This window comes from Burkholderia sp. BCC0506, assembly GCF_902833145.1.
Taxonomy (GTDB): domain Bacteria; phylum Pseudomonadota; class Gammaproteobacteria; order Burkholderiales; family Burkholderiaceae; genus Burkholderia.
Genome location: NZ_CADFEN010000001.1, coordinates 469,172 through 494,296 on the forward strand (window position 1 = coordinate 469,172; position 25,125 = coordinate 494,296).

The window sequence follows — 25,125 nt, forward strand, 5'->3', positions numbered from 1 at the left end:
CCCTACCAACGAGAAGCGGAGCGAGACATGAACAAATCCATCCTGCTGGCGGCATCGGCATGCGTGTTCGCGGTGTGCAACGGCGGCGCGTATGCGGCGGGCGGCGAGATCGCCGTGATCGTCAAGACCGTCAATTCGAACTACTGGCAGAACGTGCAGAAAGGCGCGAAGGCCGCGATCGACGGCGTCAAGGGCTACACGATGACGTTCCAGGGGCCGGCGGCCGAGTCCGACATCAGCGGGCAGGTCAACATGGTCGACAACGCGGTCACGCGCCACGTGGCGGGCATCGTGCTCGCGCCGTCCGATCCCGATGCGCTCGTGCCCGCGATCAAGAAGGCGTGGGAAGCGCACATTCCCGTCGTGCTGATCGATTCGGCCATCTCGGATGCCGGCAAGCCGTACTACCAGGCGTTCCTGTCGACCGACAACGAGAAGGCGGGGGCGTTGTGCGCGAAGGCGCTGATCGACCGCGTCGGGCAGTCGGGCAAGATCGCGATCATGTCGTACGTGCCGGGCGCGGGGTCCGAGATCAGCCGCGTCGGCGGGTTCCGCAAGTACATCGAGAGCCATTCGAAGCTGCAGATCGTCGGCCCGTACTACTCGCAGTCGCAAATGGCGACCGCGCTGAACCAGACGACCGACGTGCTGTCGTCCAACCCCGACCTGAAGGGCATCTTCGGTGCGAACGAGCCGACCGCGGTCGGCATGGGCCGGGCGCTGAAGCAGTCGGGCAAGGCGGGCAAGGTGGTGGCGATCGGCTTCGACGGCAACGAGGATTTGCAGGGCTTCGTGCGCGACGGCACCGTGCAGGCGATCGCCGTGCAGGGCTCGTGGCAGATGGGGAACCAGGGCGTGCGCACGGCGCTCGACGTCGTCGAGCGCAAGCCCGCGCCGAAGCTGATCGATACCGGCGTCGTGATGGTCGACAAGCAGAACCTCGATTCGCAGGCGGCGAAGAACGTCCTGTACTGACCGACCATGCCGCTTCCCCGCATCCAGTCACGCGCCATGAACGCAAACGATACGCGCACGTTGCCGCGCAGCGGGTTGACGGTGTCCGTGCTCGGCCTCGGCTGCTCGCAGCTCGGCGGCCTCTATCGTCCGATGTCGGCCGCCGATGCCGCCGCGCTCGTCGACGCCGCGTGGGCGGCCGGCCTGCGCTACTTCGACACCGCGCCGTATTACGGCTACACGCTGTCGGAGCGGCGCGTGGGGGCAAGCCTCGCCCCGTGCGAGCGCGGCGCCTTCACGCTCAGCACGAAGGTCGGGCGGCTGATGCGCGCCGACGCGAGCGTGCGGCCGGGCGACGACGGCTGGGCCGAGCCGCTGCCGTTCCGGCCGGTCTACGACTACAGCTACGACGGCATCATGCGCTCCTACGAGGACAGCCGGCAACGGCTCGGGCTCGCGCGCGTCGACATGCTGTACGTACACGACATCGGCGCGATGACGCACGGCGATCGTCATGCGCACTACTGGGAACAGTTGACCCGCGGCGGCGGGTTTCGCGCGCTGGAAGCGCTGCGCTCGGGCGGCGAGATCGCCGCGTTCGGTCTCGGCGTGAATGAATGGGAAGTCGCGGTCGACGCGCTGAACGAAGCCGCGCTCGACGCCGTGCTGCTGGCGGGCCGCTATACGCTGCTCGAACAGACGGCGCTCGAACCGCTGCTCGACGCATGCGCCCGGGAAGGGACGGCGATCGTGATCGGCGGCGTATTCAATTCCGGCCTGCTCGCCGGCAACGGCAAGTTCAACTATGCGGACGCGAGCGCCGACGTGATCGACAAGGCGGCGCGGCTCGGCGTGCTGTGCAGCCGCTTCGACGTACCGCTTCCGGCCGCCGCACTGCAGTTTCCGTTCGGCCATCCGGCCGTCGTGTCGTGCGTGATCGGCGCGCGCAGCGTGGCCCAGTTGCAGCAGAACATCGAATGGTTCGAGCGCCCCGTGCCGGCCGAACTGTGGGATGCGCTGCGCGACGAAGGGCTGATCGATGCGCACGCGCCGGTTCCGGGAGCACGCGCATGACCGCGCGCATCGACGCCCATCAGCACTACTGGCGAATCGGCGCGCGGGCCGGCTGCTGGCCGCCGGCCGAGCTCGACGCGATTCACCGGGATTTCGGCCCCGCCGATCTGGCGCCGCTGCTCGACGCCGCGCGCATCGAGACGACCGTCCTCGTGCAATCGCTGCCGAGCGAGGCCGACACGCGGTTTCTGCTCGACGTCGCGGCCGACACCGCGACGGTCGGCGCCGTGGTCGGCTGGGTCGACATGAAGGCCGACGACGCACCGGCGCGGATCGCGGCGTTCGCGGCCGCGCCGAAGGCGCGCGGCTTGCGACCGATGCTGCAGGACTTGCCCGACGACGCATGGATCGACGATCCGCGGCTGGACCGGGTGGTCGCGGCGATGCTCGAGCATGCGCTGGCTTTCGATGCACTGGTGATGCCGCGCCATCTCGATGCGCTGCTTGCGTTCGCGCGACGCCATCCGGATCTGCCGATCGTGATCGACCACGGTGCGAAGCCGTTCATCGCGCAGGGCGAACTGCAGCCGTGGCTGTCGGCGATGCGCCGGCTCGCGAGCCTGCCGAACGTTCATTGCAAGCTCTCCGGGCTCTGGACCGAGGCCGGGCCGTCGGCCGGCCCGGACCTCGTGCGCGCGCGCACGCGGCCGTACGTCCAAGCGCTGGCCGAACTGTTCGGGCCGACGCGCCTGATGTGGGGCAGCGACTGGCCGGTGCTGCGGCTGGCGTCGGGGTGCGGCGGCTACGGCGACTGGCTGGCCGCGTGCGAGGACGATTGCGCACGCTGGCTCGGCTCCGCGGCGCTGGCCGACCTCTTCGGCGGCAACGCGCGCCGCTTCTACCGGATCGACACCGCACGCGACGACGAATGAACCCGAACGAAAGGAAACCCGACATGCTCAGCGTGATTTGCGAATCCCCCGGCGTGCTGCGCGTGCAGCAGCGCGAACTGCCCGTGCGCGGCAGCGGCGAAGTGCTGTTGCGCGTGCAGCGCGTCGGCATCTGCGGCACCGACCTGCACATCTTCACCGGCAACCAGCCGTACCTCGACTATCCGCGCGTGATGGGCCACGAACTTTCCGCGGTCGTCGTCGAGGCGGAACCGGCGTCGGGGCTTGCCGCCGGCGACGCGGTGTACGTGATGCCGTATCTGTCGTGCGGGCACTGCGTCGCCTGCCGTCACGGCAACACGAACTGCTGCGTGAACATCAAGGTGCTCGGCGTGCATCGCGACGGCGCGCTGGCCGAATACCTGAGCGTGCCCGCGCAGTTCGTCCACAAGGCCGACGGCATTTCGCTCGACCAGGCGGCGATGCTCGAATTCCTCGCGATCGGCGCGCATGCGGTGCGGCGCGCGGACATTCGCGCCGGGCAGCGTGCGCTCGTCGTCGGAGCCGGGCCGATCGGCATGGCCGCGATGATCTTCGCGAAGCTGCGCGGCGCCGACGTCACGTGTCTCGACACGCGTGCCGATCGCCTGGCGTTTTGCCGGCAGCATCTCACGGTCGATGCGACGGTGGAAGTGGGCGCGGACGACGCGGCGCGTCTCGCGGAATTGACGAACGGCGAGTATTTCGATGCGGTGTTCGACGCGACGGGCAACCTCGATGCGATGAATCGCGGCTTCGAGTTCGTCGCGCATGGCGGCAAATACACGTTGATTTCGATCGTGCGCGGGCACGTCGCGTTTTCGGATCCGGAATTCCACAAGCGGGAAACCACGCTGCTCGCGAGCCGCAACGCGACGGCCGAGGATTTCGCGACGGTGCTCGACGCGATGCGCGCGGGGCGCATTCCGGACCGCGCGCTGAACACGCACCGGATGCGGCTCGACGAGGTGCCGGACGCGCTGCCGCGGCTGCTGGACGCGGGGCAGACCGTCGTGAAGGCGCTCGTCGAATGCTGAGCGATCGGATCCGGCACGCGGAGCGCGCGCGATGACGCCGCCGATCCTGCAGTTCGGCACGAGCCGCTTCCTGCTGGCGCACGTCGACCTGTTCGTCTCGCAGGCGCTGGACGACGGCCACGCGATCGGCGGCATCGGCATCGTGCAGACGACCGGCAATCCGGCCAGCCGCGCGCGAATCGATGCGCTGCGCGCGGCCGGTCGGTATCCGGTGCGCATTCGCGGGCGCGAGCACGGCATCGTCGTCGACGAACTCGTCGAGTGCCGCGCCGTGCAGCGCGCGTGGGACGCCGAGCGCGACTGGGCGGAGATCCGTCGTGCCGCGATCGAGACGGTGCGCGTGATCGTGTCGAACACCGGCGACGCCGGCTATCGTGCCGATCCGCGCGACGCCGCGGAGTTGCCGGCGCGGCCTGCGCAGGTACCGCATGGCTTTCCGGCGAAGCTGCTCGTGCTGCTGCATGCGCGCTGGCAGGCACGGCCCGACGATGGCGTTTCCATCCTGCCTTGCGAACTGGTGACGAACAACGGCGACACGCTGCGCGACATCGTGCTGGGTCTCGCGCGCGAGTGGCGGCTGCCCGACGCGTTCGCCGACTATCTGTGCAACCGGTGCGTGTGGGTCAATTCGCTTGTCGACCGCATCGTGTCCGAGCCGCTTCACCCGGTCGGCGCGGTGGCGGAGCCCTATGCGCTGTGGGCGGTCGAACGGCGGGCGGGCATGACGCTGCCATGCCGGCACGCGCAGATCGTCGTCACCGACGATTTGCGCCGCCACGAGCGCCTGAAGCTGTTCTTCCTCAATCTCGGCCACAGCTGGCTCGCGGAGCAGTGGCGCGCGGCGGGGCGCGACGCAGCGGAAACGGTGCTGGACGCGATGAACGACGCGCGGCTGCGCGACGGTCTCGAGGCGGTGTGGCGCGATGAGGTGACGCCGGTGTTCGTCGCGCTGGGCTTGCGCGAACCGGCGGAGCGCTACGTCGACCGCGTGCGCGAGCGCTTTCTCAATCCGTTTCTCGCGCATCGCATCGCCGATATCGCGGTCAACCATCGCGAGAAGGTCGCGCGGCGGATCGAGCCGCTGCTCGCGCTCGCGGATTCGCTGGCGCTGCCGGCCGGACAGCCGCGGTTGCGGCAACTCGTCGCCCGCTATGAACCGGCGGCCGGCATCGCAACGACAGGGAGAGAACCATCGTGAAGCAACCGGCAATCGTGATCCTTCACGGCCACGACAACGTCGCCGTCGCACTCGACGCGCTGGCGCCGGACGTGCCGGTCGACGTGCGCGGCGAGCCGCTGCGGCCGGCGGCCGCGGTGCCGGCCGGCCACAAGATCGCCACCGCGCCGATCGCGCGCGGCGACGCGGTCGTCAAATGCGGGCAGCCGATCGGCATCGCGCTGCGCGACATCGCCGCGGGCGAGCACGTGCACGTGCACAACGTCGGGATGCCCGAGCGGCATGCGCACGACGACGGGCGTGCGGGCGGTGCGAGCGACGTTCCGGCGGATCGCGGCGACACCTTCGACGGCTTCGTGCGGCCCGACGGCAGCGTGGGAACCCGCAACTACGTCGGCGTGATCGCGAGCGTCAACTGTTCGGCGAGCGTCTGCCATGCGATCGCCGATGCATACCGGCATGGCGCGCTCGACGCATTCGGTCACGTCGACGGCGTCGTCGCGATCACGCATCAGAGCGGCTGCGGCATGTCGGCGACCGGGGACGGCATCGAACTGCTGCGGCGCACGCTCGTCGGCTATGCGCGCAACCCGAATTTCGCCGGCGTGCTGCTCGTCGGCCTCGGCTGCGAGGTCAACCAGGTCGGGGCGCTCGCGCAACGGCTCGACGCGGCAGCGCCGGGCACCGTGCGCACGCTGGTCATCCAGGACGAGGGCGGGGTGCGCGAAACCGTCGCGCACGGCGTGTCGATCGTGCGCGAGTTGCTGGAGACGGCCGACCGCGCGCGTCGCAGCGCCGTGCCGGCATCGCGGCTGACGGTCGGCCTGCAATGCGGCGGCTCCGACGGCTACTCGGGCATCACGGCGAACCCGGCGCTCGGCGCGGCCGTCGATCTGCTGGTGCGCAACGGCGGCACCGCGATCCTGTCCGAGACGCCCGAGATCTACGGCGCGGAGCATCTGCTGATCGCACGGGCGGCCTCGCACGACGTGGCCGAGCGTTTGCTCGGCAGATTGCAGTGGTGGGAGCGCTACGTCGCCGACAACGGCGGCGAAATGAACAACAACCCGTCGCCCGGCAACCTCGCCGGCGGCATCACGACGATTCTCGAGAAGTCGCTCGGCGCGGTGTCGAAGGGCGGCCGCTCGCCGCTGCGTGCGGTCTACGATTATGCGGAGCCGGTGCGGCAAGCCGGGCTCGTGTTCATGGATACGCCCGGCTACGACCCGGTGTCGGCCACCGGGCAGATCGCTGGCGGCGCGAATCTGGTGTGCTTCACGACAGGCCGCGGTTCGGTGTTCGGCTCGAAGCCGGTGCCGACGATCAAGATCGCGACGACGACCGGCCTGTTCGAGCGGATGCGATCGGACATGGATTTCGACAGCGGCGGGATCGTCGCCGGGTCGCTCACGGTCGACGAAGCGGGGGAGCGGCTGTTCCGGCTGATGCTCGACGTCGCGTCCGGGCGACGATCCCGCAGCGAGGACAACGGCATCGGCGAACGCGAGTTCGTGCCGTGGCTGCGCGGCGCGGTCATGTGACGTGCCTCGCGGCGTCGGGCCCTGCGCGCGATCGGCCGCGAAGCAGAACCCGCGCCGGAAACCGGCATGAGCCGGCCGCCAGCGCCGCTGCCGACTATGCGGCCGACAGCGTGATCGACACGCCCGTCGCGGTGTAGACCGGCGTGGCCTTGAATCCGTCGACCGTCACCGTCGCGAACTTCGCGGCAGCCGCGGCGCCGTCGATCAGCGCGATGGTGTCGCCGGCCTTCGGCGCGTAGCCGTTCACGAATTTCACGTGCAGCGTGCCGCCCGCGACGGTGAGCGGCCCGCCCACGCGCAGGCGTCCGCCGCCGTTGCCGTCGATGTCGAGTTCGAGCGTCGTGTTGTCGAGCTGCGTGTAGCGGGTGGCGATCGTCACCGGCGCGGCGGCCGCGATCCGCACGCTGCCGCCCGGGCCGACGTATACGTCCCCCTTGCCGAACGCCGTCGTCGACGCGGCCGCCAGCGTGCCGCCGTTCACCTGCGTGCCGCCCGTGTAGCCGTTGTTGCCCGCCAGCGTCAGCGTGCCGCTGCCCTCCAGCGTCAGCTTGCCGGCGCCCGCGATGTCGTTGCGCCACGCGTCGGCGGCATTGAGCCCGCCCTGCGACGCATCCATCGACACGATCACGTTGCCGTTGAACGCGCCGTAGCCGTCGGCCGCCGCGAACAGGTTCAGGCGGCCCCAGCCTTCCGCGTCGTCCATGACCGGATAGCCGGACGGCAGCTCGGTCGTCTTCAGCACGACGCGCCGCTGGTCGGCGCTCAGGTACGGGAAGCGCGTCTGCAGCAGGATCTCCGCGCCCTTCGGCACGACCGGCGGTGCGTTCGTCGATTCGATCGCACCGAAGCCGAACGTCATGCGGCGAAGGAACGCGGCCTTGTTCGCCGCGTAGTCGGCGAACCGGTCGGTGGCCGTCGTGCCCGAGTGCGCGAAGGCGGCGAACGTCGTGGCGCTCGTTCCCGTCAGTTGCCGCAGCGTCTGATGGGCTTGCGTGTAGGCCGCCTGCGCATCGCCGGCGTACGCGGTCAGGTTCGCCGCGCTGACGGCCAGCGCGAGCATCCGGCCGCCGATCACGTCGAGCGGCGAATGCATCCCGGCGAGAATCCGGTTCTCGCCGAGTTCGAGGCCGCGGCTGATCATCTCCTGGAAGCGTTCCGGCACGAGCCACGCCATCGTCGTCGCATCGCGCACCGCCTCGGCCGTGTGGCCGCTGATGAAGCCGCCGTCGGTCGCGGGCGTGGCGCTTTCGGCCGGCACGAGCGTCGGCGCGACGACCACGCTCGTGCTCCAGCGGTACGGGCGCGCATATTTGAAGAAGCGCTTGGACGGTTCGGTCGACGCGTTGTTGCCCATTTCATTGAGCAGGTCGACGACCTTCCCGAAACTGGCGTTGCCGCTGCTGCTGCCGACGCCGACGTTGTTGCCCGAGTCGTTGTACAGCACGGTCGTCGCATCGGCCGGCACGCTGGCGATGCTGGTCGTCTGCTGGGCCGCGGTGCGCCATGCGGCGGTAAGCGGGCCCATGCCGTCGGTCACGCTGTATCCCTTGCCGCGCCGGTCGTCGTAGTACGCGGCGTCGGCCTGCTGCGGCGTACGCGCGGTCGTCGCGTTGACCACATACTGCACGTTGGCCGACAGCACCGCGTCGTTCAGGATCGTGCCGCACGGCACGCCGCTGTTCGGCAGACCGGAGCAGGTCGACGGCGAGATGGCCGGGAACGCGCCGCTGGCCGGCGCGCTCACGCCCGCGTCGACCAGCATCGTCGCCGGTTGCCAGAGATCGAGGAAACGGCTCAGCACGCGCACCGCGGCGTTGGTCGACAGCGTCGCATAGCGCGCGTCGCCGCGCTGGTTGGTCGCGACGTTGTCGACGAACGCCGGCGCGCTCGGGATCGGGGCGCTGTCGACGAAGCCGGGGTCGGCGGGCGGCGCCGGAACGGCCGCGGCGATGGTGCCGGTCGACGTGACGTCGTCGCCGCCGCCGCAGGCAGCCAGTACGAGCGCACTCGACAATGCCGCGACGTGCAGCGGGAAACGGCTTCGTGACGCAAACATGCAAGACTCCATCCTGATGGTCGAAGATGGAGGATTGTGGTGAGCGATCGTTACGCGGCCGTTACGGAATTGTTTCGCGTGCTGGTCGTTGCGCGCGAATTCCCACTATCTGGTTAATTTCCGGTGCTGAACATGACGGGCGTCGGAATCGATGCGTCCGTCACCGAAACAGCGCGCCGGCCTACGCGATGGCCGTGCGCGCGTCGAGCCGGAACAGCGATACGGCCTCGGCCAGCCGGCTTCCCTGTTCCTCCAGCGACTTCGATGCGGCCGCGGCCTGCTCGACGAGTGCCGCATTCTGCTGTGTGACTTCGTCCATTTGCGTGATGGCCAGATTGACCTGCTCGATGCCGCGGCTCTGCTCGCTCGACGCCGCGGCGATCTCGCCCATGATGTCGGTCACGCGCGAGATCGCGTGCGTGACCTCGCTCATCGTATCGCCCGCGTCGTTCGCGATCTGCGAGCCGTCCTGGATCTTGCGGACCGATTGCGAGATCAGCTCGCGAATTTCCTTCGCGGCGCTCGACGAACGCTGCGCAAGACTTCTGACTTCGCTGGCCACCACCGCGAAACCGCGGCCCTGTTCGCCGGCGCGGGCGGCTTCCACGGCCGCATTGAGCGCGAGAATGTTGGTCTGGAACGCGATCCCCTCGATGATCGCGGTGATCTCGGCGATCTTGGCGGAACTCGCGCTGATGTCCGACATCGTGTCGACCATCAGGCCGACGGCCGCGCTGCCGCGCCGGGCGACCTCCGATGCGTTGTTCGCCAGGCCGCTTGCCTGCTGCGCATTGTCGGCGTTCAGGCGCACGGTGGACGTCAGTTGCTCCATGCTCGACGCGGTTTCCTGCAACGAGGCGGCCTGCTGTTCGGTGCGGGACGACAGGTCCTGGTTGCCGGACGCGATTTCGCCTGCGCCCGTCGCGACGTTGCCCGATGCGGTACGCACTTCCGAGATCAGGCGGCTCAGGTTCGCCTGCATGTCGCGCATCGAAGCCAGCACGCTGCCGGCCGGCGCGGCGCCGGTCGTGGCTTCGGCGCCGAGATTGCCGGCGGCGATATGGCGAGCGATATCGCTGAGTGCGGCAGGCTCCGTGCCCAGCGCGCGCAGCAGGCCGCGCGTGATGAGAAGGCCCGAGATGGCGGCCGCCGCGGCGGCGGCGATGCAGATCGCGATCAGCATCAGTCGTCGCGACGTATAACGGTCGTTCGATTCCGTCACCAGTTGGTCGGCCCGCGAGCGCGTGTACGTCGCATACGCGTCGGTGGCCGCGACCAGCTGGGCCAGCAGCGGGCGACACTGTTCGTTGATCATCGTGATCGCCTGATCGCGCCGGTTGTTCGCCGCCGCTTCGACGATGGCGCGCGCCACGGGGCCGTACTGCGCCTCGACCGCCCCGATTTGCCGAACCAGTTCGCGCGATTTGTCGGACGCGCCGCTTCCCTCGCGCACCGCATTCGTCAGTTCGCCCAGCAGCGCGCCGACTTCGCGGTCGGCCTGCAGTGCCGCTTCCTTCTCGATGTCCGCATCGCGCGGCCCGGTTGCCAGCACCAGGTTGCGGGCGGCGATCGCGCGCCGGTCGACCGCGACGCGAACCTTGCCTGCCAGCATTGCGCGGGCGTTGGTGCCGTTGACGTATTTGTCGAATGCCGCGTTCGCGTTGCCGAGCGACACGATGCCGACGAGGGAGACGAGCACGACCGTGCACGTAAGCAGCCCGAAAGCCATGGTCAGCTTCGCGCGAACCGTTATCCGTCGATCATTCATGGGAAAAGTCCAGTCGTTGATATCAAATAGCTTTCCTGATTATCGGAATGGTGAATGAACAATTTAGGCGCGCCGCCCGCGGGCAATCGTTTGCGCGCAATTTTCCGCCGAAAAAAATTCAGGTCGCTGCGTGGTACGGCGTCTCGTCCGCATGCTCGGCTCAATTTCCCGCCGCCGGTGCCGTTAAACGAACAAGGGTCGGCTTGTCGATCGATCCGGTTCAATCACGCGGTAACGGAGACCGAAGTCATCATGCTGTCATCAATTCGCGCACGGATCCTTGCGACGTGTGTCGCCATCGTCGTGACGGCGCTGGCCGTCACCGGGGGGCTCGTCTATTACGTCGTCAAGCACCACAACGACGAGGCCATCGACCAGAATCACCAGTCGATCCTGGCCGGCCATGCGCTGGCGATCGACGAATGGGTGGCCAGCCGGGCGCGCGAAACCCAGGCGCTCGCGGACACGATCGCGATCGGCGACGGCGACCCGGTACCGGCGTTGAAGCTGCTCGGCAAGTCGGGCGGCTTCGAGGTGCTGACGCTCGGCCTGCCGGACAAGACGGCGTTTTCGAACGTGCCGCTCGCGCCCGGCTACGATCCGACCGCGCGGCCCTGGTACAAGCAAGCCGTCGGCGCGGGCCATCTGGTCGTGACGGCGCTCTACCGCGATGCGACGAGCGGCAAGCCGGCCGTCGCGTTCGCGGTGCCCGTCGTGCGCGACGGCGCGGTGAAGGGCGTGCTGGCAGCCAGCCTGTTCATGGAGAACGTGAGTTCGATCGTGACCTCCGTCCACCCGACACCGGCCAGCTTCGCCTTCCTGGTGGACAAGGGCGGTCGCGTGATCGCGTCGGCCAAGACCGACCTGATCATGAAGCCGGCCACCGGTCTCTCGCCGGAACTCGATGCCGATCGCCTCGGCGCGCTCCAGACGGCGTCCGCGCCCGTCGCGCTCGACATCGACGGCGCCGCCAAGCTGATGCGGGCCCGGCCGATCGCCGGCACCGACTGGTCGCTGGTGCTCGCGCTCGACAAGGGCGACGTGACGGCCGGCATGCGGGCCGTCGCGACGACGACGCTGCTGGCGATCGTGATCGTCGCCGTCATCGCGGCGGCGCTCGTCGGCGCGATGACGAACGCTGCCTTCAAGCGCATCCTGATGGTGCGCGACGCGCTCACGGACGTCTCGAGCGGCAGCGGCGACCTGACGAAGCGCCTGCCCGCCGACGGCGCGGACGAAGCCGCGCAGATCGCGCAGGCGTTCAACGCGTTCGCCGAGAAGATCAGTGCGATCCTGCTGCAGATCCGCACGTTCAGCGCGTCCGTCAGCCTCGCGAGCGCCGAGATCGCGCAGGGCAACCAGGATCTGTCGGCCCGCACCGAGCATGCGGCGTCGAGCCTGCAGGAAACGGCCGCCGCGCTCGAGGAGATCGCCGGCACGGCCCGCAATTCGGCCGATGCCGCGAGCCAGGTCAACCGTCTGGCGGAATCGGCATCGGATGTCGCGCTGCGGGGCGGCACGGTCGTGCGCGAAGTCGTCTCGACGATGCACGACATCACGCAGGCGTCGGGAGAGATCGCCAACATCGTCGGCGTGATCGACGGCATCGCGTTCCAGACCAACATTCTCGCGTTGAACGCCGCCGTCGAGGCCGCGCGCGCGAACGAGCACGGTCGCGGCTTCGCGGTCGTCGCCGGGGAGGTGCGGGCGCTCGCGCAGCGCAGCGCGCAGGCCGCGCGGGAAATCAAGCAGTTGATCCACTCGTCGGTCGAGAAGATCGAAGGCGGCTCCGGTCTCGTCCAGACGGCCGGCGCGACGATGGACGAGATCGTCGACGGCGTGCGCAACATCACGAGCGTGATCGCCGAGATCAGCGTCGCCGCGAAGGAGCAGAGCACCGGGCTCGAGCAGGTGAATCAGGCGGTGTCGCAGCTCGACGATACGACGCAGCAGAACGCGGCGCTCGTCGAGCAATCGGCGGCGGCCGCGACGTCGCTGCGCGAGCAGGCGGCCCGGCTCGCGCAGACGGTGGGCGAATTCAAGCTGGCGGAGCGACCGGTGCCGGCTTGACGGTCGGCCTGGCGGGGCCGTTGCGCCGCGGCTTCATGCGTCGCACCGCCCGAACATGGCGGCGCCGCGAAGCCGGTCCGTTCAGGCGGGCACCGCGTCTCACACGGGCGACGCCGAACGTCGCACCGTCCCGCCTTTGCGATACAGCGACAGGGTCGCGATGAGCCCGCAGCATGCGGCGAAGCTGAGCCAGTATCCGGGCGCGGCCTTGTCGCCCGTGATCTCGATCAGATAGGTCGACACCGCGGGCGTGAAGCCGCCGAAGACCGCGGTCGCGAGGCTGAATGCCAGCGAGAAGCCGGCCACGCGAACGCTGGCGGGCATGATTTCGGTCAGCGCCGCGACCATCGCGCCGTTGTACATGCCGAAGAAGAACGAGAGCCACAACAGCACGGCGAGCATGCGGCCGAAGCTGGGCGCGGATGAAAGCCACGCGAGCGCGGGATACGACGTCAGGATGGCCGCGACGGCGATGGCCACGAGGATCGGCTTGCGGCCGACGCGGTCCGACAGTGCACCGCCCACGGGCAGCCAGAAGAAATTCGACACGCCCACGCACAGCGTGACGATCAGGCTGTCCGCCGTGGACAGTTTCAGGACGGCCCGGCCGAACGTCGGCGTATAGACCGTGATGAGGTAGAACGTCGTCGTGGTCATGGCGACGAGCAGCATGCCGGCAAGCACGGTGCGCCAGTTCCGCAGCATCGTCGCGAACACCTCGCGTGCACGCGGGTGATGGCTGCGCGCCCTGAATTCATCCGTTTCCTGCAGCGTTCGGCGAAGCACGAAAATGACCGGCACGATCGCGCAACCGATGAAGAACGGGATGCGCCAGCCCCATGCACCGATTTCCTGGCTCGTCAGCAGATGATTCAGCAGATAGCCCAGGGCCGCCGCGATGACGATCGCGACCTGCTGGCTTGCCGACTGCCAGCTCGTATAGAAGCCCCGGTGCCCGGGCGTGGCCATTTCGGCGAGATAGACCGACACGCCGCCCAGCTCCGCGCCGGCGGAGAAGCCCTGCAGCAGGCGCCCGAGCAACACCAGCGCCGGCGCGGCGAGCCCGATCGTCGCGTACCCCGGCACGCACGCGATCAGGATCGTGCCGCTCGCCATGATCGAGAGCGTCACGATCAGGCCTTTGCGTCTGCCCACTTCGTCGATGTAGGCGCCGAGCACGATCGCGCCGAGCGGGCGCATCAGGAAACCGGCGCCGAAGACGGCAAACGTCAGCAGCAGCGATGCGAACTCGCTTGCCGCCGGGAAGAAAACCCGCGAGATGCTCGTCGCATAGAAGCCGAACAGGAAAAAATCGAACTGCTCGAGAAAGTTGCCGCTGGTCACGCGCAGGACCGCGCCGAGCTTCGACGTGCCTGTGGCCGTGGCGTCCGGCGCGGTTGACGGTGAGGGTTGCATGGGGTGTCTCCGTTGAATGTATTGTGCGAAGCGGCCCGGAAGCCGGACCGCTTCGGTTGGCCCGGTTCAGTCCGAGCCGAGCTGCACGCGGTTGGCCTGGCGCTTTTCGATCGACGACTTGAGCAGTGCCGCGCAGCGAAAGATGCCGTGGGCGAATTTTCCGTACGGCAACGTCGCGAAGAGGGCCATCACGATGCCGAGATGAACGGCGAGCAGCATCGCCATCGCGCGGGTGTCGCGCCACGCGAGCAGCGCCAGCCCCGACACGCTCACGAGCATCAGCAGCACGATGAAGCCGCGATCCATCGGGCGTTGTGCCGGATCGGTCCGCGCGGGGTCGCGCCGCAGGTTGAGCCACAGGAGGCCGGCCGGTCCGATCAGCAGACCGATTCCGCCGGCGGTGCCGAGCAGTACGGGCAGGCTCAGGAACGCGTACGGCGCGTGCAGGTCCAGCGCATAGTGATAGAAGGTCGCCACGAGCGTGGCCGCAAAGCACAGCATGAAGCCGTAGAACGTGAAGTGGTGAAACCGGCGCCGCGCGAGCGTGAACGCATCGTCCGACTCGTTGCAGCCGTCACCGTGGCCGCCGTCGAGATAGGTCAGCGCGAGCGCGTGTTTCGCCGCCTCGGCAACCGCGGGCAGGCTCGCCGTACCCGACGACACGTCGCGCCAGAAGCGCGTCACGCCGACCCCGAGCGCCAGAACGGCGAGGCCGAACACCGAGCCGAACATCGCGGCGAGCAGGTTGTGCGGAAAGATCGCATAGAAACGGCCGCCCGACGGGCCATTCAGCAGCGAGCCGTGCATCGCGACGCCGAGCATCAGGAAAAGCGCCAGTCCGATCGCCAGGGCGAGCGCGACGGTCAGGCCGTTGCGCCTGTAGAGCTGGCCCAGCGCGGCGGGCCACGCATACTCGACATACGTATCGACGCGCACCTGCGCCATCGCCTTCGGCACGTTCACCGCGAATTCGTGCGGCGGCGCATATTGGCACGCGTGATAGCACGCGCCGCAGTTGTGGCACAGGTTGGCCAGATAGTTGACGTCCGCCTTCGCGAACTCGAGCCGGCGCGTCATCGCCGGAAAGACCGCGCAAAATCCTTCGCAGTAGCGGCACGCATTGCAGATCTGCATCTGGCGCGCGACTTCCGCTTCGTTGTCGGTGACGGGCACGACGCGAATCACGGCGGCGCCGCTCGCGCGTTTCGACGGCTGGCCGACGGGCGCGAGCGCATGGGCGTCGCGAAGCTGTTCTTCAATATCGTGCACGTTGAACTCCGGTCGTGTGCGCGGACTTCGCCGCCTCGGTGCCCGCGATACGGCCGAACGCGGTGCCGATCGACATCCCGACGCCCGCCGTATAACCCTTGCCCAGCACGTTGCCGGCCATCATCTCGCCGGCAACGAACAGGTTGCCGCTCGGCCGTCCGCCGAAGTGGACCTGCGCGCGCGCGTTGACCTTGAGCCCGAGATACGTAAACGTGATGCCGGGACGCAGCGCGTAGCCGAAGAAGGGTGGTGTATCGATCGGGCGGGCCCAGTGGGTTTTCGCGGGATGGACGCCTTCGGTGCGACAGTCGTCGAGCACGGTGTGATCGAACGTGCCGGCCCGGCATGCGGCGTTGTACGCGCGCAGCGTCTCGACGAACGCATGCTCGGGCAGGTTCAGCCGGCGCGCGAGTTCCGGCAGCGAATCGGCGCGGACCCCCGGAAATACCGGCGGCATGAAGCGTCCGACGGCCTTGGCGTCGATGATCGAGTAGGCGGTCTGCCCCGGCTGCTGCGCGACGAGGCGGCCCCAGATCGCATAACGCTTCGGCCAGAAATCCTCGCCTTCGTCGTAGAAGCGCTGCGCATCGCGGTTGACGACGATGCCGAGCGAGACGCAATCGATTCGCGTGCAGATGCCGCCGTCGTAGAGCGGCGCGCGCGCGTCGATCGCGACGCAATGCGACTGCGACGGGTCGCCGATCGCGTCGGCGCCGGCGTCGAGCATCGCCTTGAGCAGGACGCCCTGGTTGAACCGCGTGCCGCGGATGAGGAAATTGTCGGCGGGCCACTCGCCGCGCTCGTTTTGTCCCCACGCTTCACGCAGCCATTCGCGGTTCGATTCGAAGCCGCCTGCCGCGAGCACGCAACTGCGCGCCTCGAAGCGCTGGCTCCCGCTACGCGCGGCGACGAAGCGTTCGCCGTCGAGTTCGATCGCGTCGACCGGCGTGTCGTAGCGAATCCGTACGCCAAGCGCTTCGGCGCTGCGGTAATACGCGTTCACCAGTGCTTTGCCGCCGCCCATGAAGAATGCATTGGTGCGCGCCACGTGCAGTGCGCCGGACAACGGCGGCTGAAACCGCACGCCGTGAGCGCGCATCCACGGGCGGCAGCTCGCCGACGCGCGGATCGCGAGCCGGGCCAGCGCCTCGTTCGTGATGCCGCCCGTGACCTTCAGCAGGTCTTGCCAGTATTCTTCTTCCGGATAGGCGCCGACCAGCACATCCTGCGGGCCGTCGTGCATGCAGCGCAGGTTGCGGGTGTGCCGGGAGTTTCCGCCGCGCCATTCGCGCGGCGCCGCTTCGAGCAGCAGTACCGAGGCGCCGGCTTCGCGCGCCATCAAGGCGGCGCACAGCGCCGCGTTGCCGCCGCCGATTACGAGGACATCGACCATCTGAGTTGTCTCCTTTGAGACGCACTCTACGGATCGGCCTCGCGTGCCGCCATCAGGGAAGCGGCAACACGTCTTCAGTGTTTGTGAAGAGGCGACGCGCGCAACGTGGCGCCGGGCCACCCGCCCGCCGCGACGATCTCGCGCGCCACGTCGGCGAGGACGACCCGCGCGGCGAGCCCGGCGGGCGACAACTCGTCGTCGGAGACGCTCGCGATCAGGTTGGGCCGCGTCGCCTGGGCGTCCGCGACCGGGACGCTCGCGAGCGCCGCGTTCTCGAACCGCGCGAGTGCCGCGCCCGGCTGGATGGTCGCGCCGAGCCCGCCGCGCACCGCATCCATCAACATCGCGAGGCCGTCGACTTCGGCGGCAATGTGCGGGGTGAAGCCGGTGCGGGCGAATGCGACATCCAGCAGTGCGCGCAGGCCGTGCGGGCCGCTCGGCAGGATCAGCGGCACGGCGCCGAGATTCGCCAGGTGCACGTGCGGCCCGTCGGGCATGCCCGGCAGGCCGGGGGCGCCGATCACGAACAGATGCTCGTCGAGCAACGGCATCACGCTCCAGCGCTGCGCGGGTTCCTCACGAAACAGGATCGCCAGGTCGATTTGCCGCGCACTCAGCATCGCGCCGAGATAGCCCGACAGGCTCTCGACCATGCGCAGCCGGACATCCGGGTAGCGCCGTCGCATCGCCTGCATGAACGCGAGACCGAGTACGCCGGTCGTACTGGGCGCCAGCCCGACGCTGACGTGCCCCGACAGGCGCGCCTGACGCGCGGCCAGCGCCGCATCGTCGACGTGGCGCAACGCGAGCTGCGCCTGTCTCCAGAATGCAAGACCGGCGTCCGTCGGAACGACGCCCGTGGAGGTGCGTTGCAGCAGGCGCGTGGACAGCTCGCTCTCGAGCCGGCTGATCTGCTGGCTCAGTGCGGACGTCACCACGCCCAGTTCCAGCGCGGCCTTGCCCATGCTGCCGTGTTCCACGACGCAGACGAAATAGCGCAGTTGCCTCAGTTCCATCGACACCTCGAATTGACTCAGCCGCGGTATTGTCGCAGCCGGCGAGGCGCCGGTGGGGCCAATTGCGTCCGCCGACCCCGACGAGCGTTGCCGGACAGCCCGTCGGGGTTGCGGGAGCAGCCGGCGGCGGGCTCTGCGCGGCCGTTCCGGCTCGGCGCGTGTTCAGGTCGGGAGGTGACGGCCGGCTACGTGCGTGCCGGCGCGAACGCCCGTTTCATCCCGCTTCGCCCGCTGTTCGTCGCCGTCGTTCGCGAACGGCTTCATGGCGTCGCGTCTTCCGCTTTCATTCGGCAAGCAGCCCGCGCGCGGCCAGATTCGCATACAGCGCGCGCACGCCGAAGGTCCACGGCGCGATCTCCGTGCACAGCCGCACGGTGTTGACGAGTGCGCCGAGCGCGGGCGTGGAGATCGTGACGCGATCGCCGAGGTGATGCGTGAATCCGCCGCCGGGCGCATCGCGATCCTGGATCGGCGAGAACATCGTGCCGAGGAACAGCATGAAGCCGTCCGGATACTGGTGATGCGCGCCGCAGGTCTGCGCGACGAGGTCGGCCGGGTCGCGGCTGATCTCGCGCATGTGGCTGATGCCGTCGAGGACGAAGCCGTCGTCCGCACCCTCGACGCGCAGCGACACGCTGGCCTGTCGGACGCTGTCCAACGTGAAGCCGTCGTCGAACAGCCGCACGAACGGGCCGATCGCGCACGAGCCGTTGTTGTCCTTGCATTTGCCGAGCAGCAGCGCCGAGCGGCCTTCGATGTCGCGCAGATTCACGTCGTTGCCGAGCGTCGCGCCGACCGGCCGGCCGTCGCTGGCGACCGCCAGCACGATCTCGGGTTCCGGGTTGTTCCACACCGACACGGGCAGCAGCCCGACATCCGCGCCGAAGCCGACCGCGGACATCGGCTGCGCCTTCGAGAACACTTCGGCATCCGGACCGATGCCGACTTCCATGTATTGCGACCACGCGCCGCGGCGCTCGAGTTCCGCCTTCAGGCGCATGGCGGCTTCCGAGCCCGGCACGATCTTCGACAGATCGGTGCCGATGGTCGTGGCGATGGTGTCGCGCGCCTCCCGCGCTTTGGCCGGATCGCCGCCGGCCTGTTCCTCGATCACGCGCTCGATCAGGCTGACCGCGAAGGTGACGCCGCACGCCTTGACGGCCTGCACGTCGCACGGCGCGAGCAGGCGCGCGGCGCCGGGCGTGCCGTCGAGCGCCGCCTGCAACAACGGCTCGACGCGGCCGAGCGATTCGCCGGCAGCGGTGCGTGCGACGGCGACTGCATCGGGACGGTCGAACAGGTCCGCGGTGGTCGGCACGGCGCGCGTGATGTCGAACACTTCGCCGCCGCGCACGGCGACGACGCTCGGGCCCGCGTGGGCGCCGTCGTGCCGCCAGACGCGGCCGATCAGCAGCGCGTGGGCGAGGTCGTGCGGCAGGCAATCGGAAACGGAAGGAGTACGCATGATCAGCTCGGCAAGAGTCGTGGACGGTGGAGTCAGTGCGAATGGCGCGGGTTGCCGCGCTGCTCGATCACCTTCAGGTACAGCGTGGCCGGTTCGAGGCAGCCGCCGGTGGACAGCTGGCCGACGAAGCGGCGATAGAGTTCCTGCCACGGCGTTTGCGCCTGCGGCACGGTGAAGCTTGCAGTCTCGCGGCGGCGCGCGAGTTCGTCCTCGTCGACGAGCACGTCGACGCTGCGGCGATTCAGGTCCACGCGCACGCGATCGTTCGTGCGCAGCAGCGCGAGGCCGCCGCCGACCGCCGCCTCCGGCGACACGTTCAGGATCGACGGGCTGGCCGACGTACCGCTCTGGCGGCCGTCGCCCAGGCACGGCAGCGACGTCACGCCGCGCTTCACCAGGTCGGCCGGCGGTGCCATGTTCACGACTTCCGAGCTGCCCGGGTAGCCGACCGTGCCGCAGCCGCGGATCACGAGGATGCAGCGCTCGTCGATGTTCAGCGCCGGATCGTTGATGCGCGCGTGGTAGTCCTCGGGGCCGTCGAACACGATCGCGCGCGCCTCGAACGTATTCTCTGCGCCCGGCTCGGAAAGATAGGTCCGGCGGAACGCGTCGCCCACCACCGACATCTTCATGATCGCGCTGTCGAAGAAGTTGCCCGACAGCACCATGAAGCCGGCGCCGTGCTTGAGCGGCGCGTCGGGCGTACGGATCACGTCGCGGTCGGCGTCCTGCGCGGTGTCGGCGATCTCGCCGATCGCGCGACCGGATACGGTCAGGCAGTCGCGCCGCAGCAGGCCGGCCGCATCGAGCTGACGCAGCACGGCGGGCACGCCGCCCGCGCGGTGGAAGCTTTCGCCGAGGTACTCGCCGGCGGGCATGCAGTTCACGAGCAGCGGCACGGCTTCGCCGAAGCGCTGCCAGTCGTCCAGGCTCAGTTCGACGCCCATGTGGCGCGCAATCGCGATCAGGTGGGGCGGGCAGTTGGTCGATGCGCCCAACGCCGATGCGACGACGATCGCGTTCTCGAACGCCGCGCGCGTCATGATCCTCGACGGGCGCAGGTCTTCGCGAACGAGTTCGACCGCGCGCTTGCCGGTCGCGTAGGCCATCTGGCCGCGCTCGCGATAGGCGGCGGGAATGCTCGCGCACCCCGGCAGCGACATGCCCAGCGCCTCGGCGAGGCTGTTCATCGACAGCGCGGTGCCCATGGTGTTGCAATGGCCGATCGACGGCGACGACGCCGTGGTCAGCTGCATGAAGCCTTCGTAGTCGATCTCGCCGGCCGCGAGCAGGTTGCGCGCATGCCAGATCACCGTGCCCGAGCCGACGCGCTTGCCCTCGTGCCAGCCGTCGAGCATCGGCCCGCCCGACAGCACGATCGCGGGCAGGTCGACGGTGGCGGCCGCCATCAGGCAGGCCGGCGTGGTCTTGTCGCAGCCGGTCGTCAGCACCACACCGTCCAGCGGAAAGCCGTGCAGCACTTCCACCAGCCCGAGGTAGGCGAGGTTGCGGTCGAGCGCGGCGGTCGGCCGGCGGCTCTGCTCGGCCAGCGGATGCACGGGGAATTCCATCGGGATGCCGCCCGCGTCGCGGATGCCGGCCTTGGTGCGTTCGGCCAGTTCGATGTGGTGGCGGTTGCACGGCGCGAGATCGCTGCCCGTCTGCGCGATGCCGATGACAGGGCGGCCCGACTGCAGCTCCTCGCGCGTCAACCCGTAGTTCATGAAACGCTCGACGTAGAGCGCGGTCATGTCCGCGTGCGCGGGGTCGTCGAACCATTCCTGGCTGCGCAGACGGCGAGGGGTATGTGACATGGCAGGCTGTCTCCTAAGGGGCCTTTTTCATTTTGCGTGCCGGATGGTACCGGTAACATAGATTGAATGTTAGCACGGGTTTTTTGCGTGGCGGAAGGGATTTCGTGTGCGTGTGGCGCAGGCGAGGGCAGGGGCCGGTACGAAGCCGCGCGCGTCGCGTCTTGCGATGCGCCCGGCCTTTGGCCCGTCAGGCGCTTTCCCGCGGGATGATCGTGTAGTCGATACGGATGCTTTTCGACTCGGCGCGCTCGCCGCCGTCACGGGCCTGCAGCGCCGCCAGCAACGCTTCGCCGGTGCGCAGCCCGATGCCGTATGCGTCGACCGATACGGTCGTGATGGTCGGGTGGCAGCATGTCGCCACCTCGAAGTTGCCGAAGCCGGCCACGGCGATGTCGGCCGGCACGGCGAGCCCGCGCCGGTGACATTCCATGATCGCGCCGAATGCCGACATGTCGCTCACGCACATCACCGCATCGGTGTCCGGCCATTTCTCCAGCAGCGCCGCCATCGCGGGCCCGCCGTGGCTCATCGTGATCGGCGATTCACCCAGCCGCACGACGCGCGGTTCGCCCAGCTTCAGCGCCTTGATTTCCGCCTGGTAGCCCTTGAGCCGGTCCAGGCCGCGGCGATCCAGTTCGCTCGCGCCGACCAGAAAGCCGATGCGCCGGTAACCGCGCTCGGCCAGGTGGCGCACCATCGCACGGGCGGCGCGCACGTTCGAGAAGCCGACGGCGGTGTCGATCGGGCGCGTGGGCAGGTCCCACATCTCGACCACGGGAATCGCCGAGCGCTCCAGCACCTTGCGCGTCGCATCGGTGTGCTGCGACCCCGTCAGCGCGATGCAGCGCGGCTGGTGTCGCAGCATCGAGCGCACCAGCCGTTCTTCACGTTCGAGGTCGTAGTCGGTGTCGCCGAGCAGCAACTGGAGGCCGTGCGGCTCGAGCGCATCGGTCAGGCCGCGCACGGTGTCCGAGAAGTTGGAACTCGACAGCGACGGCACCAGCACCGCGACGAATTCCGATCGCCCCGACGACAGCGCGCCGGCGGCCGCATCGGCCACGTAGCCGAGCTGCTCGATGGCCTCGCAGACCCGCGCGCGCGTCTCCGCGGCCACGCTGTGGCCGGCGAGCACGCGCGACACCGTCATCTTCGATACGCCGGCGAGGCGCGCTACGTCGGACATGCGGGGCGGCCCGGCGGGCCGGACGGCGGTGGGACTGGGCATCGGAATCGCGATCGGGAGAAAGCCGGAAAGGCTACATCATACCGGTGCGGCGTATCGTTCAGGCCGGCTGACGCGCGCCCGTCGCGGCAGCGTCCGCACTAGGGAAACCACTCGTTCGGCGGGACTTGTACGCGCGTATCGCCGCGTGCTACCTTCGATGTGTTACCGGTATCAGTGTGCCGATCGCTCCCGTCGCCTCGCCGGCTTTTTTTTGCTGCGGAATGTTATCGGTAACATCGATGCATCAACGGACTCGCCGGTACGAAGAAGACCTACACAATCAGGAGACAGACCGATGCCATCCCTTACGCAGGCCGCCGCCGCACCGGCCGCGGCCGACTCGTCCGAGGACGCCCTTTACCGCAAGGTCATGCGGCGCATCCTGCCGTTGCTGCTGCTCTGCTACGTCGTGGCCTACCTCGACCGCGTCAACGTCGGCTTCGCGAAGCTGCAGATGCTCGACGACCTGAGCCTGAGCGACGGCGTCTATGCGCTCGGCGCCAGCATTTTCTTCTGGGGCTATTTCCTGTTCGAGATGCCCAGCAACCTGCTGCTGCATCGTTACGGCGCGCGCTTCTGGATCGCGCGGATCATGATCACGTGGGGCATCGTGTCGTCGTCGATGGCGTTCATCGTGCCGCTCGCGCAGTTCTTCCACGTGCAGACGACCACGATGTTCTACACGCTGCGCTTCCTGCTGGGGCTGTGCGAAGCCGGTTTTTTCCCGGGCGTCATCCTGTACATGAACTACTGGTTTCCGGCGCGGCGCCAGAGCGTGGCGATGTCGGGCTTCCTCGTGGCGATCCCGCTGAGCCTGACGCTGGGCAGCGTGGTGTCCGGCTGGCTGATGGAGCAGACGCACGGCCTGTCGGGCATGAGCGGCTGGCAATGGATGCTGCTGCTCGAAGGGCTGCCGTCGGTCGTGGTGGCGTTCATCGTGCTGGCGTGCCTCGGCGACGGTCCGCAATCGGCGAAGTGGCTGTCCGCCGACGAAAAGGCCGTGCTGTCGCGCAACCTCGAATCCGAGGCCGCGCACAAGTCGCACAGCATCGGCGCCGCGCTGCGCAGCCCGCGTGTCTGGTTGCTCACCTTCATCCTGCTGACCTTCAATACCGGCTTCTACGGGCTGGCGTTCTGGCTGCCGTCGATCATCCGCGCATCGGGTGTGCACAGTCCGCTGCATATCGGTGTGCTGACGGCCATTCCGTACCTGACGGCCATCTTCACGATGGTGTGGAACGCATCGCACTCGCGCAAGACCGGCGAGCGACGCCTGCATGCGGCGATTCCCGCGCTGATCGGCGGCGTCTTCCTGATCCTGAGCGCGGCGTTCGCGCAGAACGTGACGCTGTCGATCGTATTCCTGACCATCGCCACGTGCGGCATTCTCGCATTGATGCCGATCTACTGGACCTTTCCGGGGCAGATCCTGTCCGGCACGGCGGCTGCCGCCGGCATCGCGCTGATCAACTCCGTGGGCAACCTGTCCGGGTTCACGGGCTCGATGATCACCGGCGTCGCCAAGCAAATGACCGGCAACATCAACAACGGGACCTATGCGCTGGGCGCTTGCCTGCTGGTCAGCTGCGTGCTGATCGCGTCGATTCCGCGCGACATCCTGCAGCCGCCGGCGGGGCGGTAGGGCGTTCGCCCGGCGCGACGTCGGGCAGGGGCGGCGACCTCGCGCCGTCCCGGTGCCGGACACATCACGCCACGTGAATCGTCACGAGCGGTACTTTCGCAAAAAAACAGGACGCTCGGCGCGCGACTCGGCTTTCCCGTGAGCAGCCGTCATGCATCCTCCAGTGCGAAGCGGACCTTGTCCCCGAGCGTGCGCAACCGCTCGACAGGTTCGTTCGAGAACACGAACCGGACGTACTGCTCGCCGTGGACGACGCCCCATCCGGTCATCGCCGTCGCACATACGCCGTGGCTCAGTAACCGCTCCGACATCTGCGATCCGGTCAGGCCGAAGTCGGACACGCGCAGCAGCATCGACCAGCCGCCCGCCGGCATGCCGAACGGAAGCCCCGACAGTTCGGCGGCGACCGTGTCCCGCCGCCTCTCGAGTTCGCTCACGTAGCCAGGCAGGTCGGATGCGGAATGTTCGAGCGCCACCGCCGCTGCCTCCTGGGCAATGCCGACCGGCACCACGACATTGGCGAGCGACACGGCCACCAGATCGGGAATCAGCCATGCCGGCGCGACGATCCAGCCGACCCGCCAGCCGATCATGCGGAGTTCCTTCGACGCGGCGCCGACCGTGACCGTGCGCTCGGCCATGCCGGGCAGGCCGGCGGGATGGATGACCGTGCGTCCATCGAACAGCAGCCGCTCCATCGCGCTGTCGAGGATCAGCAGCAGATCGTTCTGCACACACAGGCTCGCGATCAGGTGCCAGTCGGACGCATCGAAGCAACCGCCCGACGGCATCGACGGAGACATCAGCAGCATGACGCGCGTTTGCGGACCGATCGCAGCTCGCAGCGCGGCCTGGTCGAGCTTCCATTCGCCGCCCGGCGTGAAGATGAACGGGACTTGCCGCGGCACGCCTCCCGCCAGGCGGACGCGGTTCAGCAGCCCCGCATACGTCGGATCGGTGACGATGACTTCGTCGCCGGTCTCGACGGTCGCGAGCAGCGTGTTCAGAATGCCGGAGAGCCCGCCCGCCGACACCACCACCTGGTCGGCCGTGAAGTGCTGCCCCGACAGTGCCGACACGTGGGCGGCAGCGCTCGCGCGTAGCCGATCCTGACCGACGAATGGCAAATAGGAGTTGGCCGAGTCTCGCTGGATGGCCGCTCGGGTGAAGGCGAGCGCCTCTGCAGTGGGCGGGATGTCGGTGTCGAGATTTTCGAGTCGCAACAGGTCGACGTCGGCGTGATCGGCGATCGAACCCATGCGATCGACGCCGATGCCGGCAATGTGCTGCAGACGGACAGGGCGGTGGCGGCGCATCGGGGCTCCGTTTCTGTTACAAT

Annotated in this window: 18 protein-coding genes; 8 read left to right on the forward strand and 10 right to left on the reverse strand. The window is 68.6% G+C overall.

Features of this window, described 5'->3' with window-relative positions; all coding sequences use genetic code 11:
* Window positions 1-27: 27 nt before the first annotated feature.
* Genes HWX62_RS01885 through HWX62_RS01910 form a run of 6 tightly spaced genes read left to right on the forward strand, consistent with a single transcriptional unit; the run spans window position 28 to window position 6,652 of the window.
* Window positions 28-975: an ABC transporter substrate-binding protein gene (locus tag HWX62_RS01885; protein ID WP_175930696.1), complete on the forward strand. Its 948-nt coding sequence runs from the start codon at window positions 28-30 to the stop codon at window positions 973-975.
* Between the two features lie 36 nt (window positions 976-1,011).
* On the forward strand, window positions 1,012-2,028 hold the full coding sequence (locus HWX62_RS01890; protein WP_175930695.1) for an aldo/keto reductase: 1,017 nt from the start codon (window positions 1,012-1,014) through the stop codon (window positions 2,026-2,028).
* Window positions 2,025-2,900, forward strand: coding sequence for an amidohydrolase family protein (locus HWX62_RS01895; protein WP_175930694.1), 876 nt, complete (start codon window positions 2,025-2,027; stop codon window positions 2,898-2,900). Before HWX62_RS01890 ends, HWX62_RS01895 begins: the two co-directional genes overlap by 4 nt.
* 23 nt (window positions 2,901-2,923) lie before the next feature.
* A complete protein-coding gene (locus tag HWX62_RS01900) occupies window positions 2,924-3,934 on the forward strand; it encodes a zinc-binding alcohol dehydrogenase family protein (protein WP_175930693.1) in 1,011 nt (336 codons plus the stop codon).
* Between the two features lie 31 nt (window positions 3,935-3,965).
* Window positions 3,966-5,132: a mannitol dehydrogenase family protein gene (locus tag HWX62_RS01905; RefSeq protein WP_175930692.1), complete on the forward strand. Its 1,167-nt coding sequence runs from the start codon at window positions 3,966-3,968 to the stop codon at window positions 5,130-5,132.
* On the forward strand, window positions 5,129-6,652 hold the full coding sequence (locus HWX62_RS01910; RefSeq protein ID WP_175930691.1) for an altronate dehydratase family protein: 1,524 nt from the start codon (window positions 5,129-5,131) through the stop codon (window positions 6,650-6,652). The genes HWX62_RS01905 and HWX62_RS01910 overlap by 4 nt, the downstream gene beginning before the upstream one ends.
* A 94-nt stretch (window positions 6,653-6,746) precedes the next feature.
* On the opposite strand, the gene HWX62_RS01915 is transcribed toward HWX62_RS01910, so the two are convergent.
* Both HWX62_RS01915 and HWX62_RS01920 read right to left on the reverse strand, forming a co-directional pair.
* A complete protein-coding gene (locus tag HWX62_RS01915) occupies window positions 6,747-8,708 on the reverse strand; it encodes a phosphatase PAP2 family protein (protein WP_175930690.1) in 1,962 nt (653 codons plus the stop codon).
* Between the two features lie 181 nt (window positions 8,709-8,889).
* Window positions 8,890-10,476 carry a methyl-accepting chemotaxis protein gene (locus tag HWX62_RS01920; protein ID WP_175930689.1) on the reverse strand — a complete coding sequence of 529 codons (1,587 nt, stop codon included), beginning with the start codon at window positions 10,474-10,476 and terminating at the stop codon, window positions 8,890-8,892.
* Window positions 10,477-10,728: 252 nt separating this feature from the next.
* Here HWX62_RS01920 and HWX62_RS01925 point away from each other — a divergent pair, with 252 nt between their 5' ends.
* The gene (locus HWX62_RS01925) at window positions 10,729-12,546 is read left to right on the forward strand and encodes a methyl-accepting chemotaxis protein (RefSeq protein ID WP_175930688.1); all 1,818 of its coding nucleotides are present in this window, start codon (window positions 10,729-10,731) and stop codon (window positions 12,544-12,546) included.
* Window positions 12,547-12,645: 99 nt separating this feature from the next.
* Here HWX62_RS01925 and HWX62_RS01930 read toward each other — a convergent pair whose 3' ends face one another.
* The 7 genes from HWX62_RS01930 to HWX62_RS01960 form a co-directional block, all read right to left on the reverse strand.
* Window positions 12,646-13,962 carry an MFS transporter gene (locus tag HWX62_RS01930; RefSeq protein WP_175930687.1) on the reverse strand — a complete coding sequence of 439 codons (1,317 nt, stop codon included), beginning with the start codon at window positions 13,960-13,962 and terminating at the stop codon, window positions 12,646-12,648.
* Window positions 13,963-14,028: 66 nt separating this feature from the next.
* Window positions 14,029-15,231: a tricarballylate utilization 4Fe-4S protein TcuB gene (gene tcuB / locus HWX62_RS01935; protein ID WP_279610455.1), complete on the reverse strand. Its 1,203-nt coding sequence runs from the start codon at window positions 15,229-15,231 to the stop codon at window positions 14,029-14,031.
* Window positions 15,218-16,624, reverse strand: a complete 1,407-nt coding sequence (gene tcuA / locus HWX62_RS01940; RefSeq protein WP_175930686.1) for an FAD-dependent tricarballylate dehydrogenase TcuA — start codon at window positions 16,622-16,624, stop codon at window positions 15,218-15,220. The genes tcuB and tcuA overlap by 14 nt, the downstream gene beginning before the upstream one ends.
* Window positions 16,625-16,698: 74 nt before the next feature.
* Window positions 16,699-17,640 carry a LysR substrate-binding domain-containing protein gene (locus HWX62_RS01945; RefSeq protein ID WP_175930685.1) on the reverse strand — a complete coding sequence of 314 codons (942 nt, stop codon included), beginning with the start codon at window positions 17,638-17,640 and terminating at the stop codon, window positions 16,699-16,701.
* Between the two features lie 283 nt (window positions 17,641-17,923).
* Window positions 17,924-19,105: a fumarylacetoacetate hydrolase family protein gene (locus tag HWX62_RS01950; RefSeq protein ID WP_175930684.1), complete on the reverse strand. Its 1,182-nt coding sequence runs from the start codon at window positions 19,103-19,105 to the stop codon at window positions 17,924-17,926.
* Between the two features lie 32 nt (window positions 19,106-19,137).
* Window positions 19,138-20,919 (reverse strand): IlvD/Edd family dehydratase, encoded by a 1,782-nt coding sequence (locus HWX62_RS01955; protein WP_175930683.1) that lies wholly within the window; start codon window positions 20,917-20,919, stop codon window positions 19,138-19,140.
* A gap of 187 nt (window positions 20,920-21,106) precedes the next feature.
* A complete protein-coding gene (locus HWX62_RS01960; RefSeq protein WP_175930682.1) occupies window positions 21,107-22,144 on the reverse strand; it encodes a LacI family DNA-binding transcriptional regulator in 1,038 nt (345 codons plus the stop codon).
* A 295-nt stretch (window positions 22,145-22,439) separates the two neighbouring features.
* Here HWX62_RS01960 and HWX62_RS01965 point away from each other — a divergent pair, with 295 nt between their 5' ends.
* Entirely contained in the window at window positions 22,440-23,786 is a 1,347-nt protein-coding gene (locus HWX62_RS01965) for an MFS transporter (RefSeq protein WP_175930681.1), read from the forward strand.
* Window positions 23,787-23,935: 149 nt separating this feature from the next.
* Here the strand turns inward: HWX62_RS01965 and HWX62_RS01970 are convergent, their stop codons facing one another.
* Window positions 23,936-25,102 (reverse strand): pyridoxal phosphate-dependent aminotransferase, encoded by a 1,167-nt coding sequence (locus HWX62_RS01970; protein WP_175930680.1) that lies wholly within the window; start codon window positions 25,100-25,102, stop codon window positions 23,936-23,938.
* Window positions 25,103-25,125 lie beyond the last annotated feature (23 nt).

Coding starts and splice junctions, on each gene's coding strand:
- HWX62_RS01895 (WP_175930694.1), top strand. CDS start 2,025: ATGACCGCGCGCATCGACGCCCATCAGCACTACTGGCGAATCGGCGCG.
- HWX62_RS01970 (WP_175930680.1), bottom strand. CDS start 25,102: ATGCGCCGCCACCGCCCTGTCCGTCTGCAGCACATTGCCGGCATCGGC.
- HWX62_RS01890 (WP_175930695.1), top strand. CDS start 1,012: ATGAACGCAAACGATACGCGCACGTTGCCGCGCAGCGGGTTGACGGTG.
- HWX62_RS01885 (WP_175930696.1), top strand. CDS start 28: ATGAACAAATCCATCCTGCTGGCGGCATCGGCATGCGTGTTCGCGGTG.
- HWX62_RS01920 (WP_175930689.1), bottom strand. CDS start 10,476: ATGAATGATCGACGGATAACGGTTCGCGCGAAGCTGACCATGGCTTTC.
- HWX62_RS01925 (WP_175930688.1), top strand. CDS start 10,729: ATGCTGTCATCAATTCGCGCACGGATCCTTGCGACGTGTGTCGCCATC.
- HWX62_RS01955 (WP_175930683.1), bottom strand. CDS start 20,919: ATGTCACATACCCCTCGCCGTCTGCGCAGCCAGGAATGGTTCGACGAC.
- HWX62_RS01915 (WP_175930690.1), bottom strand. CDS start 8,708: ATGTTTGCGTCACGAAGCCGTTTCCCGCTGCACGTCGCGGCATTGTCG.
- HWX62_RS01945 (WP_175930685.1), bottom strand. CDS start 17,640: ATGGAACTGAGGCAACTGCGCTATTTCGTCTGCGTCGTGGAACACGGC.
- HWX62_RS01900 (WP_175930693.1), top strand. CDS start 2,924: ATGCTCAGCGTGATTTGCGAATCCCCCGGCGTGCTGCGCGTGCAGCAG.
- tcuA (WP_175930686.1), bottom strand. CDS start 16,624: ATGGTCGATGTCCTCGTAATCGGCGGCGGCAACGCGGCGCTGTGCGCC.
- HWX62_RS01930 (WP_175930687.1), bottom strand. CDS start 13,962: ATGCAACCCTCACCGTCAACCGCGCCGGACGCCACGGCCACAGGCACG.
- HWX62_RS01960 (WP_175930682.1), bottom strand. CDS start 22,144: ATGCCCAGTCCCACCGCCGTCCGGCCCGCCGGGCCGCCCCGCATGTCC.
- HWX62_RS01965 (WP_175930681.1), top strand. CDS start 22,440: ATGCCATCCCTTACGCAGGCCGCCGCCGCACCGGCCGCGGCCGACTCG.
- HWX62_RS01950 (WP_175930684.1), bottom strand. CDS start 19,105: ATGCGTACTCCTTCCGTTTCCGATTGCCTGCCGCACGACCTCGCCCAC.
- HWX62_RS01905 (WP_175930692.1), top strand. CDS start 3,966: ATGACGCCGCCGATCCTGCAGTTCGGCACGAGCCGCTTCCTGCTGGCG.